This window comes from Chitinophaga niabensis, from assembly GCF_900129465.1.
Classification (GTDB): domain Bacteria; phylum Bacteroidota; class Bacteroidia; order Chitinophagales; family Chitinophagaceae; genus Chitinophaga; species Chitinophaga niabensis.
Genome location: NZ_FSRA01000002.1, coordinates 301,965 through 319,762, shown reverse-complemented (window position 1 = coordinate 319,762; position 17,798 = coordinate 301,965). Strand labels below are relative to the sequence as shown.

The 17,798-nt window shown below is 45.7% G+C and carries 18 protein-coding genes; 9 read left to right on the top strand and 9 right to left on the bottom strand.

The window, feature by feature from the left end; translation table 11 throughout:
* Genes BUR42_RS18155 through BUR42_RS18135 form a run of 5 tightly spaced genes read right to left on the bottom strand, consistent with a single transcriptional unit; the run spans position 1 to position 5,558 of the window.
* The gene (locus tag BUR42_RS18155; RefSeq protein WP_074240852.1) at positions 1-417 is read right to left on the bottom strand and encodes a response regulator; all 417 of its coding nucleotides are present in this window, start codon (positions 415-417) and stop codon (positions 1-3) included.
* Positions 401-1,498: a sensor histidine kinase gene (locus tag BUR42_RS18150; RefSeq protein ID WP_074240851.1), complete on the bottom strand. Its 1,098-nt coding sequence runs from the start codon at positions 1,496-1,498 to the stop codon at positions 401-403. Before BUR42_RS18150 ends, BUR42_RS18155 begins: the two co-directional genes overlap by 17 nt.
* 14 nt (positions 1,499-1,512) lie before the next feature.
* Complete coding sequence (locus BUR42_RS18145) at positions 1,513-3,675, bottom strand: sensor histidine kinase (RefSeq protein ID WP_074240850.1); 2,163 nt, start codon at positions 3,673-3,675, stop codon at positions 1,513-1,515.
* 55 nt (positions 3,676-3,730) lie between these two features.
* Positions 3,731-4,426: a hypothetical protein gene (locus tag BUR42_RS18140; protein ID WP_074240849.1), complete on the bottom strand. Its 696-nt coding sequence runs from the start codon at positions 4,424-4,426 to the stop codon at positions 3,731-3,733.
* Between the two features lie 28 nt (positions 4,427-4,454).
* Entirely contained in the window at positions 4,455-5,558 is a 1,104-nt protein-coding gene (locus tag BUR42_RS18135) for a ThiF family adenylyltransferase (protein WP_074240848.1), read from the bottom strand.
* Between the two features lie 689 nt (positions 5,559-6,247).
* On the opposite strand from BUR42_RS18135, the gene BUR42_RS18130 reads away from it, so the two are divergent.
* Positions 6,248-6,970 carry a superoxide dismutase gene (locus BUR42_RS18130; protein ID WP_074240847.1) on the top strand — a complete coding sequence of 241 codons (723 nt, stop codon included), beginning with the start codon at positions 6,248-6,250 and terminating at the stop codon, positions 6,968-6,970.
* Positions 6,971-7,000: 30 nt separating this feature from the next.
* On the opposite strand, the gene BUR42_RS18125 is transcribed toward BUR42_RS18130, so the two are convergent.
* From BUR42_RS18125 to BUR42_RS18115, 3 genes are all read right to left on the bottom strand, one after another.
* A complete protein-coding gene (locus BUR42_RS18125; protein WP_074240846.1) occupies positions 7,001-8,638 on the bottom strand; it encodes an ArnT family glycosyltransferase in 1,638 nt (545 codons plus the stop codon).
* A 72-nt stretch (positions 8,639-8,710) separates the two neighbouring features.
* Positions 8,711-9,388 carry a phosphatase PAP2 family protein gene (locus BUR42_RS18120; RefSeq protein ID WP_074240845.1) on the bottom strand — a complete coding sequence of 226 codons (678 nt, stop codon included), beginning with the start codon at positions 9,386-9,388 and terminating at the stop codon, positions 8,711-8,713.
* 37 nt (positions 9,389-9,425) lie between these two features.
* A complete protein-coding gene (locus BUR42_RS18115) occupies positions 9,426-10,871 on the bottom strand; it encodes an LptF/LptG family permease (protein ID WP_074240844.1) in 1,446 nt (481 codons plus the stop codon).
* Positions 10,872-11,011: 140 nt separating this feature from the next.
* Here BUR42_RS18115 and BUR42_RS18110 point away from each other — a divergent pair, with 140 nt between their 5' ends.
* Positions 11,012-11,614 (top strand): hypothetical protein, encoded by a 603-nt coding sequence (locus BUR42_RS18110; RefSeq protein ID WP_074240843.1) that lies wholly within the window; start codon positions 11,012-11,014, stop codon positions 11,612-11,614.
* Here BUR42_RS18110 and BUR42_RS18105 read toward each other — a convergent pair.
* Entirely contained in the window at positions 11,611-11,994 is a 384-nt protein-coding gene (locus tag BUR42_RS18105; RefSeq protein WP_074240842.1) for an START-like domain-containing protein, read from the bottom strand. The two genes, BUR42_RS18110 and BUR42_RS18105, sit on opposite strands and share 4 nt — an antisense overlap.
* A 388-nt stretch (positions 11,995-12,382) precedes the next feature.
* Here BUR42_RS18105 and BUR42_RS18100 point away from each other — a divergent pair, with 388 nt between their 5' ends.
* From BUR42_RS18100 to BUR42_RS18070, 7 genes are all read left to right on the top strand, one after another.
* Positions 12,383-13,252 carry a sigma-70 family RNA polymerase sigma factor gene (locus BUR42_RS18100; protein WP_074240841.1) on the top strand — a complete coding sequence of 290 codons (870 nt, stop codon included), beginning with the start codon at positions 12,383-12,385 and terminating at the stop codon, positions 13,250-13,252.
* A 351-nt stretch (positions 13,253-13,603) separates the two neighbouring features.
* Entirely contained in the window at positions 13,604-14,926 is a 1,323-nt protein-coding gene (ffh, locus tag BUR42_RS18095; protein ID WP_074240840.1) for a signal recognition particle protein, read from the top strand.
* 179 nt (positions 14,927-15,105) lie between these two features.
* Positions 15,106-15,561, top strand: coding sequence for a 30S ribosomal protein S16 (rpsP, locus tag BUR42_RS30170; protein WP_074240839.1), 456 nt, complete (start codon positions 15,106-15,108; stop codon positions 15,559-15,561).
* Positions 15,562-15,639: 78 nt separating this feature from the next.
* A complete protein-coding gene (rimM, locus tag BUR42_RS18085; protein ID WP_074240838.1) occupies positions 15,640-16,164 on the top strand; it encodes a ribosome maturation factor RimM in 525 nt (174 codons plus the stop codon).
* Between the two features lie 11 nt (positions 16,165-16,175).
* On the top strand, positions 16,176-16,856 hold the full coding sequence (gene trmD / locus BUR42_RS18080) for a tRNA (guanosine(37)-N1)-methyltransferase TrmD (protein ID WP_074240837.1): 681 nt from the start codon (positions 16,176-16,178) through the stop codon (positions 16,854-16,856).
* Between the two features lie 84 nt (positions 16,857-16,940).
* Entirely contained in the window at positions 16,941-17,288 is a 348-nt protein-coding gene (gene rplS, locus BUR42_RS18075) for a 50S ribosomal protein L19 (protein ID WP_074240836.1), read from the top strand.
* 328 nt (positions 17,289-17,616) lie between these two features.
* The gene (locus BUR42_RS18070; RefSeq protein ID WP_317044478.1) at positions 17,617-17,790 is read left to right on the top strand and encodes a Sec-independent protein translocase subunit TatA/TatB; all 174 of its coding nucleotides are present in this window, start codon (positions 17,617-17,619) and stop codon (positions 17,788-17,790) included.
* Positions 17,791-17,798: the final 8 nt, after the last annotated feature.

Sequence of the window (17,798 nt, the reverse complement as noted above, 5' to 3'; positions counted from 1 at the left end):
TTATTGTTCTTTAAAGATGTTCTCTATCACTTCTTTCAACTCCTTTGGCTGCAGGGGTTTCTTTAATAATCTTACCACCAGCGGATTGGCATTGGTGCGGGAAATATCACCAAAATCCAGTGAAGAGGAAACCATGATGATGTACACCTGGTTCTTGATCTTCTGAGGGTAGGAATCAAAGGACCGCAGGAATTCAAACCCGTCCATTTCCGGCATCTGAATGTCCAGCAGGATAACGGTAGGGGGGATGTGCGGTAAGGTGATATTGCTGGAAAGGAACTCCAGCGCTTTATTGGCATTACTGAAAGCAAGGATCGTTCTGCTGATCTGCTGTATGGATATCAGCCGTTCATGCAGTAGCAGATCGATGTCGTTATCATCTATCAGTATGACGCGAAGATCAGGAATCGAATTCATTTCTGTTTGGGATAGAAATTTCAAATTGTGTGCCCTCACCGTAACGGGAATCTACACTGATAGTTCCACCGATCTTGCTTAAAGCTTCCTTTACAATGTATAAGCCAATGCCGCTTCCGGGTTTATTGTTATTCTTTGAACGGAAGAACATTTTGAAGATATTGCTCAGATGCTCACTCAGGATGCCTATTCCGTTATCTTCTATCCGGATGGTGGCCTTATGGGGTTCTACTACTACGTTCAGATTCACCTGGGGATATGCTTCTTCCGGTTTCTGATACTTAACGGCATTTGAGATAAGATTGTTCAGTATTACACTTATTCTGAAGAAATCCCCCTTGAACGGCACATGCTGATCGATCTTTACCTTGAAACTGATGGTGGTGTTCTGGTGTTTGAAAGTATCAATACAGTCGTTAATGAGGGCTTCAAAATCTATTTTCTCGTATTCCAGGTCCAGCCGGGAATTACGGTAATATTCAATGATCTTTTGTATGAAACTGTCCAGCCGGGTAATACATACCTCTATCATATTCATATAACCCTGGGGATCTGTCAGGCTCTGGTCCAGCCGGCTGAGGTTGATAATGCCCTGAACGCTCATCAGCGGTGCCCTGAGATCATGGGAGGTGGAGTAAATGAAGCGGTTCAGTTCATCATTTGTTTTCTCCAGCTCTGCCACTTTTTCTTTGAGCTGTTTCCTGGCGGAGTAGATCTCGTAAGCGTTGTTTATGGTTTTGAACAGTTCATGTTCATCCCAGGGTTTCTTGATGTAGGAGAAGATATGCCCTTTGTTAATGGCATCGATAATATCTTCCACATCGGTGTAACCTGTGAGCAGAATGCGGATGGGGTCGGGTAAAAGGTCTTTGATCTCGTTGAAGAATTCTACCCCTGTAGTGGTAGGCATCTTCTGATCCGCTATGATGATGTGTACTTCTATGCCTTTCAGTACCTGCATACCTTCTGCGGCTGAATTGGCAGTATAGATCTCATAGCTCCTGCGGAAGTTGGCGCGGAAGGCATTTAAGTTATGTACCTCATCATCGATGTACAGTATCCTGATTCGGTTATTTTTCATTGAGGGTCTATTAGTTAGGACATATAACTCTGAGTACTTGGCACATTTTGAGGTAAATATATAATAAATTCCGTTCCTATACCCGGAGTGGATTCTACCAGTATCTTACCATGATGTTTCTCGATTATACTAAATACGATGGATAAACCTAATCCGGTTCCTTCGCCTACATCTTTCGTTGTAAAGAAAGGCTCAAAGATCCGCTCTTTTACCTTGTCCGTCATACCGATGCCGGTATCCCTGATCCCTATGCTCACCTGTTTATTTTCCATCAGGCGGGTGGTAATGGTGAGCTTTTCATCTCCCTGCACCGGCTTCATCTTAATGGCATTCAATGCGTTGTTGATGATATTGAGGAAAACCTGGTTCAGTTTACCGGCATAACATTCAATCTTGGGTAATTCCCCAAAGTCCTGTATGATGGTCACATTCTTGGGCATGGTATTACGGAGGAGCACCAGCGTGGAATTAATACCTTCGTGAATATCAACGGATTTAAGATCGCTTTCATCCAGGCGGCTGAATGTTCTGAGGCCTTTTACGATCTCTGCCGTGCGGTTGGCGCCATCTTCAATTCCTTTGATCAGGGAATCTATTTCCGTGTGTACGTATTCGATATCTATCTGCTGCTTGTAGCGGTCTATCTCTTTTAACTGCTCTTCTATATTCCCATTTGGCCCCAGTTCTTCGTACTTTTTCAGGAGGCCTTTGAGGTCTTCGAAATCCAGCTTCAGGGGTTTGATATTAGAGGTAACGAAGTTAATAGGGTTATTGATCTCATGCGCAATACCCGCGGTGAGCTGACCCAGCGAGGCCATTTTCTCCGATTCCACCAGTTGCGTTTGCGCTTCTTTGAGATTGGTGAGTACTTTGTTCAACTCTTTATTACTGGTTTGCAGCTCTTCAGTTCTTTCCTGCACTTTGGCTTCCAGTATAATGTTCTGCTCGCGCACGAGTTGCTCATTTTCCTGGGATACCAGCAGGGCCATGGCCTGCGACTCTTCTTTCTCTTTCCGGTAGATATTGATCTTATTGGCCAGTGCGAAAGACAGCAGGGGTACTTCCGCCGCAGAACCTACCTGCAGGGCATAGTAAGTAAAGTCGTTATAAGGCAGCACATTAAAGTTCCGCATCACAAACACCACTACACTGGTGAGGAAAATACCCCATGCCACCAGGAAGTAGCGGGCAGGAATGAATCCTTTGATGCTTACTTTGATACCTACAAAAATGGCCAGTAGGGAAGCAAACATGGCTGTCATCTGGGACATCATGTTGGCTATGAAATACTGGTCCATGAAAGTAGGGATCAGGCAGAGCAGGTATGCCACCACTACGGCGTTGAGGATGGTATGCCCTGTTTTATATTTCTCGCGTGTATGTAAGAAAGACTGAATGAATATAGCGGCCGTGATACCATTGAAAATGGGTATCAGTAATGTATCGTGTGTGGCAAACCAGGTATTGTTGGGCCAGAGGAACCGGAAAGTGTACCCCTGTTGCGATGCCTGAGTAAGCCCTACGCAGATGATGTAACCCACGTAATACAGGTAGCTGGTATCGCGGATGGTGATATAGATAAAGAGATTGTACAGGGCCATTACGAGAATGATGCCGATGTAAAGGCCGAATATGAAGTTCCGTTCTGTGTTCTTGAAGTTCATGGTAGTTTCCACACCCAGGTAAACAGGTAACTGTGCCTGTTCTCCGGCCCTTACTTCAAAGTAGAATTCGCGGGTTTCACCTTTGGGGATGTCCAGCGGGAAGATATAGTTCTGATGATTGTATGGCCGTTCTTTAAACGGTTTAAGCTGCCCCAGCGCTACTTTTTTGTATCCGCCACCCGGCAGCACTTCGTATAAGGTGATCTCATCAATGGTAGGATATTCCACTTCCAGCAAAAGCCGGTGTACATCTGTTTCGTTTTTGATGGAAAACTTTGCCCAGTTGGTGAAAGCGGAGATCTGGAGGTTAGGAACTTCCTGGCCGGAAGGCCGGAAATGCTGTTTAACGATATCGTTTATGGTAAGCTTGCTGCTACTGTCACTATAGAGTTCCAATGACGCTCCTATTTGCATGAGTTTGGAGCTATCTTTAAATACGACGGGTTCACCTGCTTTGGAATATTGGCTCCAGAGCAGGCCAAGGAATACTAAAACGAAAAAACGTATAGGCATTGGAATACGAAATTGAATATTAAGTTACTGCGCTTTGCGCAGCAAACATAATAGTTTATACCCATTGCGGGAGCCCGAGCTGATAATTTACTTCAAACGATCCTTTGGGGCCGGTTTCTACCCGTATCTGGTTAGGGTTTTTTCTCAGGTTAAAAATAAGGTCTCTTTCGCTTTGGTCTGCGCTGGACACTTCATGCACATCTCTGATAATCATGGCAGTAGCTACCAGGTCGTCTTTAGGGTAATAGAAAACACCCTCATTTCCGAGGGAGGTATCGATCACGGCACCAACACGTTTGGCCCCACGGGTTGTAATGGGGGCACAGAGTACGTGTACATTGTCAACGGGTAACTGCGTCATGAGTGCCACACAAACCCTGCTCAGGATGAGGCTTCCGATGCCCATCCCCGCCACTTCCTTTGAATTCCACAGGCCACAGATCTCTGCGCTGCCGATCTTTACATCCGAATAGATCTTTGGATCATATTTACCTATAGCAAGTTCAATAGGCAGCGGTAATACACCGTCTGCCATCTGTACCCTTGCGCCACCATAGGTTTTTGTACCGGTATCATCTTCCACGATCACCACCACGGTGTTCTTATGGGAGATCCAGTCTACATTTCCGGAAGTGATCTTATTGATCCCGAAGTAGATCTGTAACAGCTTGCTGTGGCCCTCATAGAACCGCATGCATGCTTCCGGATCATCCGGCGCCATAAAAGCCCTTACATTTATCGATGCACTCATTGATTGCTCTTTTTATTTACGCTGGGCATTATTGAATGAGTTGATCAAAGTCTACATAATACCTGCCTGATGATTGCAGCTGACCTAACAGGATCCTTCTGCAGGTATCTGCCACAAGTGCCCCGCCGAGCATCACAGAGGATGCCAGTTGCGGCCAGGTTGTGATCGTTTTACCGATCTCTCCAAGCGATTGCTTCATCCGGGGGCTCATATCTTTTATACCAGCCATAGGCCCCAGGATGGGTATCTTTTCTTCATTGGTAAGGTTGCGTAATACGCTCAGATCTGCGATGTCTGGTATCAGGCCATGTAAGAGAGGGTAATCCTCTTCCAGGTCATAGCGTTCAATATCCAGCATGCCCCTGTCGTTAGTGTCCATCACTACAGGAACTTTCAGTGCTTTAGCCCTGATCCGGCTGAGGATCTTAACATCCACGCCATCACATTCTTCCACCAGCACATCCAGTTTGCCCCCTTCGGTGAAGAAACTATGCAGGTTTTCTTCGGTGGCGCCATCCGTATAGCACTTCACTTTCATGAAAGGATCCAGCTCCAGTATTTCCCGGGCAGCTATGATCACTTTTGGAAGGCCAAGGTTAAAAACACCGGTACGGAGCCGGTTCAGATTGGAAAGCTCAACGGTATCGAAATCTGCCAGCCGGAGCTCTCCGCAGATCCGTTCCATCGTCAAAGTTAAGGCAATCGTTTGCCCCACGGACAAACCGATCACCCCAATTCGCTTGCTTCCCAGTATATCTCGCTCTTCAATGGTTATTTTATGCAGGTTGCGCGAGGTGCGCATGGTAATAAACTCTTGTTCGTCCAGCAGGTGTACAACTTTTCCTGCCCATGGATAATGTACCCATACACCGTAATCTTCCGGGGCAATACCTCCCAGGTGTTCCTTAATGGCGGCGGTTGACTCTTCTGCCGTTAATCGGCGCGATGGGTGTTTACTTTTGATCAGCTCTTTTAACTGACCCTCTAACTCATCGTACACGCTTATCTGAGGGTTATCCTGCAACAATTTCAGCAGGGCCTCCTTCTCCTTCCCAATCGCGGGCCGGTAAAAAAATGGCGAATAGGTCAACGGCTCATGCCTTGTCTTCTGTACGCGATCCTGAATCATCATGCTGCTTCTGGACTTGATTTACTAGGTGAATAATTTTGCCTGTCTCGGTTCTCTTTTCTTCTTGTCAGGTTAATTTTTACGGGCCAAAGTATAAGGACTTCACCAAAACCATGTCCACAAAAGGAAGATATGCTCCTCCTTTATCCTTTCAATATTTAAAGTAATAACGAAAATACTGGTTGCCAAAATGCCAAAAGACCGCTAAACCCTGTTACCGGGTGAAGTGGTTAGATCAGCTGACAGATTGTTTTTCAAGTTGTGCTAAAATCAAATTTTCCTTCTCCTCTTCAGGCGAAGTAAGCAAAACAGTCGTTTGCCGGTAAGATTATTCCAACATTCAATTTTTGATGGGGATGGACGAGAGCCGGCGTCTGCCGGTTTGGATAGTACAGGGCGGCATCCGGAGCCTTGCTTACCGGGGCAGGGCCGGGCCATCTGCCAGGGATATTTCGCTTCATCTTTCGATAATGATTAAATACTACAACAACAACACATGAATATAAAAGTAAAATAGCAATTAATTTCAAATTAAACTATAATCTTCTTCTTTATTTTAATCATATCGCAAAAGTAAGGATAATATGATATTATGAATATTATGTATGTTGTAACGCATGCTTTAAACTTGGTGTAAAATTTGCGCTGAATTACCCGCTATCTTTTAGATTTGTAAGATCAATAATAAACATATGCATAAAAGAGAATTCCTCAAAGTGGCCAGCCTGGCCGGTTTAGCCGCAATGGCTGATCCAAAAGGATTGTTTGCCGCGGAGAATAAGAAGGCCCTGTTAGCGGAAAAAGCACCTTTTACGCTGCCTGCACTTTCTTATGCTACTGATGCTTTGGAACCATATATCGACAAAATGACGATGGAGATCCACCACGATAAGCATCATGCCGCCTATGTGAAGAACCTGAACGATGCCCTGAAAGGTTCCCCGCTGGAAGGTTTGGAACTGGAGCAGATCCTCGCAAAAGTGACCGCAAAGGAAGCCGCTATCCGCAATAACGGAGGTGGGCATTACAATCACAGCCTTTTCTGGACCCTGCTGGGCGCACAGAAAACCACACCTTCTGCAAAGCTCTCGGCTGCTATCAATGCCAGCTTTGGCTCTTTTGAAGCATTCCAGACAAAGTTCAACGATGCCGCTAAAACCCAATTCGGTTCAGGCTGGGCATGGCTGATCGTGAAGAAAGATGGTAAGCTCGCGGTGATCAACACCCCTAACCAGGATAATCCCCTGATGACGGAACTGGTGAAAGAAACCGGCAAACCCATCCTGGCGCTGGATGTTTGGGAACATGCTTATTACCTGAAATACCAGAACAAACGCCCGGATTATGTGGCCGCCTTCTGGAATGTGATCAACTGGAACGAAGTGGAAAAGCTGTACGATGCCGCTAAAAAATAAAAAAAGCCCCGATCCATCGGGGCTTTTCTTTTATTTCCTTTTGAAGAATACAAATCCATTCTTTTCACCGGTCACCTCCAGGTTGGGATGTGCCCGCCACGGAGCTGAATCCTGGATCCGGCAGATAAAATAGGCCGGCTTATCAATGTTGCCTTCCAGCAACCATTTATTATCTTTCTGATTTTCCTTATAATAGGCAGGATCGCCACCCGGCTGCTTCCTCGTATAATAAAGATGTGCATAGCTGTGATAGCTCAAAGGATGCACATACACGTCCTTCCCGATGAACGATTCAAAGTATTCAATGGCTGCGCCCTGTGAGAACTTCTCCACTTTGGGTACAAAATTCAACACCGTTGCTTCCAGTATAAAGATAGTGCTGATGAAAAGGCAGAGCAGCCCCTGTTTTACTTTTTTGTTAAAGAGCATTACACAGCTCACGATCACCAGGATCATATAGCCAATGCCATAACCCATTTCCCCGAAGCTGAAAGGCACATCTGCTTCCAGGTTGGCCCGCGCAAAAGGATCGCCGATATGAGGAATGAGTTCATGTTTATAAATACCCACCAGTGGCAGTAATCCAATGGCAAGGCCCAGGATGATCCCTATCACCATGATCAGGCTGATATTCCATCCTTTCAATGTAAACCTTCCTTCCAGCAAACGGTAGATCTGTAAAGCCGCGAGGTAGCTCAGCGGGAAATAACAGAGGGAAGAATAGTGAACGATCTTTGTTTTAACGATGGAAAACAGCAATAACACTACCCAGAATAACACCCACATCCATACCCTGAAATCTTTGGACTCACCTGATTGCTGCAGGTAAATGGATTTTGTACGGCTGGTTTGGAAATAGCTGAGCAGGAAGATGCTGGCCGGAAAACAGCCAATCAGCAATACGATCCAGTGATAAAAGAATGGTCCGCCATGCCCTGCATCCGGTGTGCTGAAAAGCCGCCACTGGTAAACCACAAATTCATTCACAAACCACCAGCCGTGTGCGGCTATTTCATAACCAAACCACAGCGCGGTGGTCAGTAAAGAGAACACCATGATCAGCAGCAGGTGTACGATCTTTATCTGGATGCGGAACTTGTTCACGATCCAGTAGACCAGCAAAGCCAGCACGGCGATGAGGAACGCTGCAGGCCCTTTGGTGAGTACTGCCAGCCCCAGGAAGATGCCGCTGAAAATAGCCATGCGCGTAGGTTTCGCAGACCATGTGATCCGTGACGCAAAATATAGTGCAACAAAAATGAAGTAGTTGAAAGTAGGATCTATGATCCCGGATTTAAAATAGAAATGCGGCAACCAGGAACCGGCATAAATGAGTGCCCACCAGATGCCGAACTTTTCATCTACCTGTTTTTTACCGATATGAAAGAACGTGAGCAGGGTGGCAATCCCAACAATAGCATTGGGCAGGCGGGCTGCAAAATCATTGATGCCAAAGATGTTCATGCTGATGGCCTGCATCCAGATAAATAACGGCGGCTTTTCCCAGAAAGGCTGAAAGTCTATCTGCACCTGGGAGTAATTGCCGGTAACGATCATTTCTCTCGCAGCTTCTGCAAAATTGATCTCGTCCCAGTCGAACAGATGCACAGCACCCAGGAAGGGAATGAATAACAGGGCCGCAACGATTGCGATCAAAAGATACTTCATCAGGATGTACGATTTATGCTTCTCTATTGTTGAGATGCTAAGTTCGCAAAGAAACCTTAATTATTCTGTTATTTATATATTTCCCGCAGAAGGTGTGATCACCGTGTTGTGGATACACGTAGTTCCGGGTGTTTGACTTTTTCTGTATTCGAACAGCCAGTAAACAAGCGTACAGCAGAAAGTGCCGATGATGCTGCCTACATATACATCTGAAAAGAAGTGCTGGCTAAGGTACAAACGGGAGTGTGCAGTGCTCAGTGCAAGCAGGAACAATACCCAGCCCATTTTCTTATTGCTCCACATCAATGTAATGAAACAGTACATGGCAAATGCAGTAGAGGTATGGCCCGAAGGAAAGCTCAGTCCGCTATGCACACTGATCCAGGGCAGGATATGAAGAACGGTAGGATCTGTGAAATAGGAGATAGGCCTGGGTTCACTGAATGCGCGTTTGAGGAATTGCACGATGAGTGTTACGAGCAGGAAAGCGGCAGCACCCATAAAGAAATTCCGCCATTGGCGCTTGAAAAGGAAGAAGGCAAGGATCAACCCGAAGAGGAGGCCGTTGCCCACATAAGTACTGATGGTAACCAGGATATCCGCAACGGGATTGTGCGCGCCGTTCACCGCAAGGAACAGCTGGTCCTTTGTAAAGATCGTCAATAGGGCTCCGCCAATGATCAGCCACAGGAGGAATGGGATAAAAAAATAACGGTTCTTAGCCACTAGTGTTGCCAGTGTTTTCAGCATGCGTTGTAAGTTGTAGGTCCGTAATGTGTGTATTTAGTTATGCGCTTATTTCGTGTTTATTTCGTTTTCTCTGGATATATTGTTTAATGCGTTTGTATGATCTGTAATAGAATTCCTGGTTAAACAGGTTGGAATCGTTCATGGCTTTTACTACCAGGAAAATAGCAATGGGCAGCAATACTAAATTGGCCAGCCACATCCCGCTCCAGGTAGCCATCACATCGTTCCTGGCCATTTTCTCCCCCAACATAAAGAATATATTGAAGATCACAAAGAATATAACGGCAAAAACGAGCGGAGTACCTAAGCCACCCTTACGAATTATTGAACCAAGTGGAGCCCCGATCAGGAATAAAACCACGCAAGCCAATGCCAGCGAGAATTTCCGCTGCCATTCCACTTTGAAAAGAAGTATTCTTTTAAAGTTATCGGAGAAGTCTTTTGCAGTGGTACTAAGGCTGCTTTCTGCATCACGGATATTTGATTCCACCCTGTCCAGCACATAACGCCTGGATTTTGCAGGGATGATATCATAGAAAGAAGTTGCTTTTAAAGGAGGCGCCTGGGCCATCCAGCCAGTATCTTTCCATTTATAGAATGGATAACGGGTTGAAACATAGGCGCTTGCAGTACGGCCAAATGTTGAGTCCACACGATATAAGGAATCAATGCCTTCATCCAGCTGGCGGATGTTCAGCATTTGCTGGTTGGAAGCAAAGAGGTCCATTGGTAAACGGTCGAATGCAAAAGAAGCCAGGTCGAAGGGCATTTTGTATTTCTTGAAGCCCACCCGTACCAGTTCATTGTTGCCGGTGCCGCGGGGTTCTCCTTTATCCTCAAAGCGCCAGCCGTTCTCCAGTGTAAAGTTCAGGTAACGTTTGTCCTGCGACAATTCCATGAGCCCTTTTTCCGCCAGGATCAGCCTTTCATTCCTGGTGCCGGCTGTGCGGTCATAGATCATTACCTGGTGAATGGTTTTATTGTCGGGCTCCTTACGCGCTACCTTGATCACGTAACCGGGAATATCCGTGTAGAATACACCCTGTTTGATATTGAAGGCCGGTTTGGATTGTGTGATATCGTATAAAAGGGATTTTGCGCGGAGGTTGGCAATGGGAATAATGTAGTTGGAAAAGAGAAAAGCACCCAGTGCTATGATACAGGAAAGGATAAACAAAGGCCTGATGAAACGCAGCAGGGAAATACCGGAAGACTTAATGGCCACCAGTTCAAAGCTCTCGCCCAGGTTCCCGAAGGTCATAATGGAAGACAGCAGTACCGCCAGTGGCATAGCGAGCGGAACAAGCCCTGCGCTGGTATAGGCCAGCAGTTCTACGATCACCGGTGTATCCAGGCCTTTCCCTACGAGGTCATCAATGTACTTCCATACAAATTGCATGATGAGAACAAAAAGCGTCACAAAAAATGTGGCGATAAATGGCCCAATGAAGGTTTTAATGATGAGTTTATCGAGTTTCTTCACAGTCGGTGAATGAAAAATAAAAATGAAAAATGTAAAACTGCCTGATATTCAGTATACTTTTGTATGCTGATGCACAAAGTTAACACGAATCCGCTAAGCTCCACAGTATGGGCTTATCAAAAAAGCGTTAAATTATTCATATGAACCAATATCAGCTGGATAGCAAAGAACTGAGCATAGTAACGGATGCAGACTGGCTCTTACATAAGAACCGGATCATTGAAAAGGTATTTCAGCTTTTCGGAGCGTTGCAACTGGCCATGGCAGCAGATCGGGTGATATCGGCCTTTCCGGTGGAAGGCGCATTTTCCCCGAAGATCTCCAAAGGAGAGAATTACCAGGGCCTGCCTTATGTGATCCTCGATTATCCCCGTCTTTTTAGTCGCGACAATATCTTTGCCTGCCGTACTTTTTTCTGGTGGGGCCGTTTTTTCAGCACCACCGTACACCTTGGCGGAGAATACTTAGTACCGCACAGAGCTACATTGCTGGCTTCGCAGGCTTTGCTGGCGGCGGAACACTGGTCTGTTTGTATACAGGACGATCCCTGGCAGCATCACTTTGAGGCAAACAACTTCCTGCCTATCACTTCCCTGTCGCCGGAGCATTGGGAAAGCATAGTGCAAAAGTCTTTTGTAAAACTTGCTAAAAGGTACGAGTTGCAGGATTGGGAAAAAATAATTGATAAGGCCGTGGCTGCTTACGCGCCACTGCTGGAATTGCTGAACAGGGGGCCGGTTTAATTGCCGATACGGTGAAATAGGTCTTTTATCTGGTAATTCCACAACTGACTTTGATCTGCCACTTCTTTCTTCTCAGCAAAATCTCTAACGGTAAGTATAGTCATGTTCGTTACTTCTGATATCTGAATACTAAATTCAAAGTATTCTCCTTTGGGGGCGTGTAACCAGCGTAAACGTATCCGTTCATCTGGTAACTGTTCCAATACCTCTGCTTCCTCTTCTGTGGATCCGTTCCAGGAGAAAGAAAAAACATTATCCCTGAAATCCACTTTGTCCGCAAACCATTCCTGAAGGCCTGCCGGGGTTGATAGAAATTCAAACAGGATACCTGGGGAGCATCTAACCGGATATTCTAACTCATATTGCACTTTCTTTGACATCGCACAGTATTATTATAAAAACTAAATCATCTGCATGCAATTATAGAAAATAATTTAGTCTAACAAAGGAAATTTTGAGTTTTTTTTGATATATTAACTAATTCATTATCAAACGTGGTTTTATTTTGAAATATGATCTTTCTGGATTATGTATATACCACTTCTTTATTTGGTTATTTCCCCAATCTTCAGAATTCAGGTTAAAACAATGGCGGTTTAGGGCAAAATAGTATTACATCTTGAATATTCTTGCCCACAATCGATTTAGCTTAAAAAGGATTTAACAGGACTATATTTTTTTTGGCCAGCATCTAAAAAAAGTTATTTTTGTCTAGCATTCTTCTAAATTAACTTTTTTTTAACCTGTAACTGTTCCCGTGCTATGTCAATGCGCCAACTTAAAATCACGAAGTCGATCACCAATCGTGAGTCTCAGTCGTTAGAAAAGTACCTGCAGGAGATCGGCAAAGTGGATCTCATTACGCCGGAAGAAGAAGTGAACCTGGCCATCCGGATCAAACAGGGCGACCAGCGCGCTTTAGAGAAGCTAACAAAAGCAAACCTGCGTTTCGTAGTGTCTGTTGCAAAACAATACCAGAACCAGGGCTTATCCTTAAGTGATCTGATCAATGAAGGAAACCTGGGGCTGATAAAAGCAGCACAGCGTTTCGATGAAACCCGTGGTTTTAAATTCATCTCCTACGCCGTTTGGTGGATCCGTCAATCGATCCTCCAGGCATTGGCAGAACAATCCCGTATTGTACGTTTACCGTTGAATAAAGTGGGATTGTCCAACAAGATCAGCAAAGCATATTCCCAGTTAGAACAGGAATTTGAGAGAGAGCCTTCTCCGGATGAGCTGGCTACTATCCTCGAAATAAATACGGAAGAAGTGGAAGCTACTTTAGGTGTAGCTGCCCGCCACGTATCCATGGATGCGCCTTTCATTGACGGAGAAGATAATTCCCTGCTCGATGTACTGGAAAATCCGAATGCTGTGAGCGCAGATGAGGAACTGGACCATCATGATTCCCTCCGCCGCGAGATCGAGCGTTCCCTTTCTACCCTTACAGACCGCCAGAAAGATGTGATCATGCTGTACTTCGGTATTGGTGTGGAACATCCCATGTCCCTGGAAGATATCGGTGAGAAATTTGGCCTTACACGTGAGCGCGTTCGCCAGATCAAAGACAAAGCCATCACAAAGCTCCGTACCACTTCCCGCAGCAAGTTGCTCCGCAACTACCTGGGAGGTTGATAATCAGCTGTAACATATTGTAAATGAAGGGATCAGGTGCAAACCTGGTCCCTTTTTTCGTTTATAGCGGTTTGATAGTTCTATATCCCTATATCACTGAAGGTGCATTCCTATAGCACTCTTATAGCATTCCTATATCGTTTGGATATAGGTATGTGCCTACAATGCTATAGGAATGCTATAGGAGCGATATAGGAGAAAGAGGAGATCGTACTCCCCCGGAAGGAGGCTGATACTTTGAAAAAAAGGGATTTTTTAAGCCGGACCGGCCATCTTTCTTCGTTTTTTTAACTTTTTACTTTTTAGAAAGCTTATTTTTGCACTCCCGGTCAAAATGCCGGTATCAAGTATATGTTTGAATCATTATCGGAGCGGTTAGAGTCAGCCTTCAAGCAGCTTAAGGGAGAAGGACGCATTTCTGAGATCAATGTGGCCACTACTGTGAAGGAAATTCGCAGGGCCCTGGTGGATGCGGATGTGAACTATAAGATCGCTAAGGAATTCACCGATAAGGTAAAGGATAAAGCACTGGGCGAGAAAGTGATCACGGCTATTTCCCCCAGCCAGCTGATGGTGAAGATCGTGAAGGACGAACTGGCCGAACTGATGGGTAACACGGAAGTGGAGCTGGATATCAAAGCCAACCCTACCGTGATCCTGATAGCGGGTCTGCAGGGTTCCGGTAAAACCACTTTCTCCGGTAAACTGGCCAATTTCCTCAAAACACAAAAGAACAAGAAACCTTTACTGGTAGCGGCGGACATTTACCGTCCCGCGGCGATCGATCAGTTGAAAGTACTGGGCGGCCAGATAGGGGTGGAAGTATATAGCGAACCTGAGAACAAGAATGCTGTGCAGATAGCAGAGAATGCTATCAAACAGGCTAAAGCACAGGGTTACAACATTGTGATCATAGATACCGCGGGCCGTTTGGCGGTGGATGAAGTGATGATGACCGAGGTAGCCAATGTAAAAGCTGCCGTACAACCACAGGAGATCCTCTTTGTAGTGGATTCCATGACCGGTCAGGATGCCGTGAATACAGCCAAAGCCTTCAACGACAGGCTGGACTTTACCGGTGTGGTACTCACCAAATTAGATGGTGATACCCGCGGTGGTGCTGCGTTGACCATCAAATACACCGTGAACAAGCCCATCAAGTTTGTGAGCATGGGTGAAAAGCTGGATACGCTGGATGTGTTCTATCCTGAAAGGATGGCGCAGCGGATCCTGGGGATGGGAGACATTACCACCCTCGTGGAAAGAGCACAGGCACAGTTCAACGAGGAGCAGGCTAAAAAGCTCGAAAAGAAGATCCGCCAGAACCAGTTTGATTTTGACGACTTCAAGGAGCAATTACAGCAGATCAAAAAAATGGGTAGCATCAAGGACCTGCTGGGAATGATCCCGGGGGTAGGTAAAGCGGTGAAAGACCTCGATATCAGCGATGATTCCTTCAAAGGCATAGAGGCCATGATCAATTCCATGACCCCTGCAGAAAGGGCTAATCCGGACCTTATCGATGGCAGCCGCCGGAAACGGATCGCCAAAGGAGCCGGTAAAGAGATCACCGACGTGAACCAGTTCATGAAGCAATTTGAGCAGATGCGGCAGATGATGAAAATGATGAACAAGATCCCGGGCGGGGCTAAAGGCCTCAAAATGAGAGGATAGGAGGGATAACGGATAATAAAACAGATTGATCTGTAAGAGATTAGTTTATTATTCGTAACCCTTTAGAGATATTCAGCAAATGAAAACATTTTGAGAATTTGAATTTTAGGGCTACATTTGCTGCCCGATTGAAACAATTTTATTCACTAACAACTCGCACCAAATAATTCGACTTATTTATGCCAGTAAAGATCAGATTACAGAGACACGGCGCTAAAAAGAGACCTTTTTACTTTATAGTAGTGGCTGATGCCCGCGCGCCAAGGGATGGTAAATTCATCCAAAAGATAGGTACATACAATCCTTTGACTGTACCGGCTTCTATCAACATCGATACGCAAAAAGCATTACGCTGGTTGCAGAAAGGTGCACAACCTACCGATACTGTTAGACGCATCCTGTCCTTCAAAGGCGTACTTTACCTGAAACACCTCCTGAGAGGCGTTAAACTCGGACTGTTCGATGAACCAACTGCTTACACTAAGTTTGAGCAATGGCAGGCTGATCACGAAGAAAAAGTATCTGCTCGCCGCGAAAGCCAAAAGAGAGCTGCCCGCGCAGTTACTCCGATTGTAAGGAAAGTTGAAGATGCTCCTGCTGCTGAAGCTGAAGGCGACGGCCCTGCTGAAGCATAATTCATCAAATACCATATTGCAAAAAGGGAAGATTTGTTCGCAAAGATTCCCTTTTTGCTTTTTAAAAGGCATCCTTGAATGGCTAATTATTTCAATATCGGGAAACTCGCTGCCGCTTATGGTACAGACGGGGAATTCGTTCTCCGGCACAGCCTGGGAAAGAAAACAGCCCTGAAAGATATCACGGCGGTGTTCATTGAAGAACGGAAGGACAGTTTCATGCCCTACTTCATTCAGAAAGCCAAAGCCAAAGACGCAGAGAACACCTATCTCAAACTGGAAGGCATTGATACCCGGGAAGCTACGCGGGTACTGATGCAGAAAGGGGTTTACCTGGAAGAGGCAGACTTTAAAGGCCTGGCTTCATCGGCTGCACCCTTATCACTTTTAGGTTTTAAGGTAGAAGACAAAGAAGCGGGTTTACTGGGTGAGATAGAAGAGATCATTGAAATGCCGCAACAGGTGCTGGCCAAGGTAATGTTCAAAGAGCAGGAGATGTTGCTTCCGCTGAATGAGCAGACCCTGCTGAAGATAGACAAGAAACAACAGATCGTATACCTGGAACTGCCGGATGGCCTGCTGGACATCTATTTGGGGAAATAAACCATTTGATCATGCGGATAGACATCATTACCGTATTACCGGAACTGCTGGAAAGCCCTTTTGCACATTCTATCATGAAACGTGCGCGCAACAAGGGTTTGCTGGAAGTGAACGTGCATCATTTACGCCAGTATTCCACCCTTCGCCAGAACCAGGTGGACGATTACCAGTTTGGCGGCGGCGCCGGCATGGTGATGATGATAGAGCCACTGGTGAATGCCATTGAGAGCCTGCAGAAGGAAGTAACTTATGATGAAGTGATCTACCTGACGCCGGATGGCAAACCGTTTAACCAGCGCATGGCCAACGGGCTTTCCCTGAAAGGGAACCTGCTGCTCATTTGCGGGCATTACAAAGGCATAGATGAAAGGGTACGGGAGCATTTTGTGACATTGGAGGTATCCATCGGGGATTTTGTACTCTCCGGGGGGGAACTGGCCGCCGCAGTAATGGTAGACGCCATAGGGCGCCTGCTGCCGGGGGTGCTGAACGACGAAACCTCCGCTTTGTTCGATTCTTTCCAGGATAACCTGCTGGCGCCCCCTGTGTATACGAGGCCGGAGGAGTTCAGGGGCTGGAAAGTGCCTGCCATCCTGCTAAGCGGGGATCACCGTAAAGTGGATGAATGGCGCCATGAGGAAGCCCTCAGGAGAACAAAAGAGCGCCGGCCGGACATCTTAAGCCATGATTAGCAACTAATTTTTTTAAAAACCGGGAAAAGCTCTTGGTATTTGGATATAGTTCCTTACCTTTGCCGTCCTATAAATTAGAAAAAGATGAACGCGATTTCTTTTGTTCACGAGCAGTTGACTGCTGCCAAGCAATTTCCGAAATTCAAAGCCGGTGACAACGTTACCGTTAACTATAAGATCGTAGAAGGTAACAAGGAGCGTATCCAGTCCTTCAAAGGTGATGTTGTAAAGGTTCAGGGTACTGGGTTTACAGCTTCTTTCACTGTGCGTAAGATCTCTGACGGAGTAGGTGTTGAAAGGTTGTTCCCTATGCATTCTCCAAACATTGATTCAGTGGTGCTGAACAAAGTTGGTAAAGTGAGAAGGGCTAAACTGTATTACCTGCGTGATCGCCAGGGTAAAGCAGCTCGTATTAAGGAAAAAAGGGTTTAGTACTAATACAGGAAATTAATTCTTGACGGGAGTCCAATGGGCTTCCGTTTTTTTTATGCCCGGCCCGATCTGCGGAAAAACATCTGTTCCCCCCTCTTCTGCGTATATATTAACAGTTTCTAACCGAAACAACAATTAGAGAGCAAAAATCCTGTCTAATCCGCATCCATCCTGCCTTCGCGCGCATCCTTAAAACTTAATTAAAGTCCTGCGATTGCATTGAAAAACCCCAAATTAAAACCTATCTTTGTTAGCTGAACATTATAAAAACTGAGAAATGACCGCAATTTTCGTTAAATCACCGCTTTTACTTTTTCAAGAACTGGGCATGACTGAACTTATCCTTATCGCATTGGTTGTATTGCTCCTGTTCGGAGGTAAGAAAATTCCTGAACTGATGCGTGGCCTGGGTAAAGGTATCCGTGAGTTCAAAGATGCCAAAGACAACGTGCGTCGTGAGATGGAAGAAGGCATGAAAGAAGGCGAAGTTAAGAAGAACTAATCGCGTCT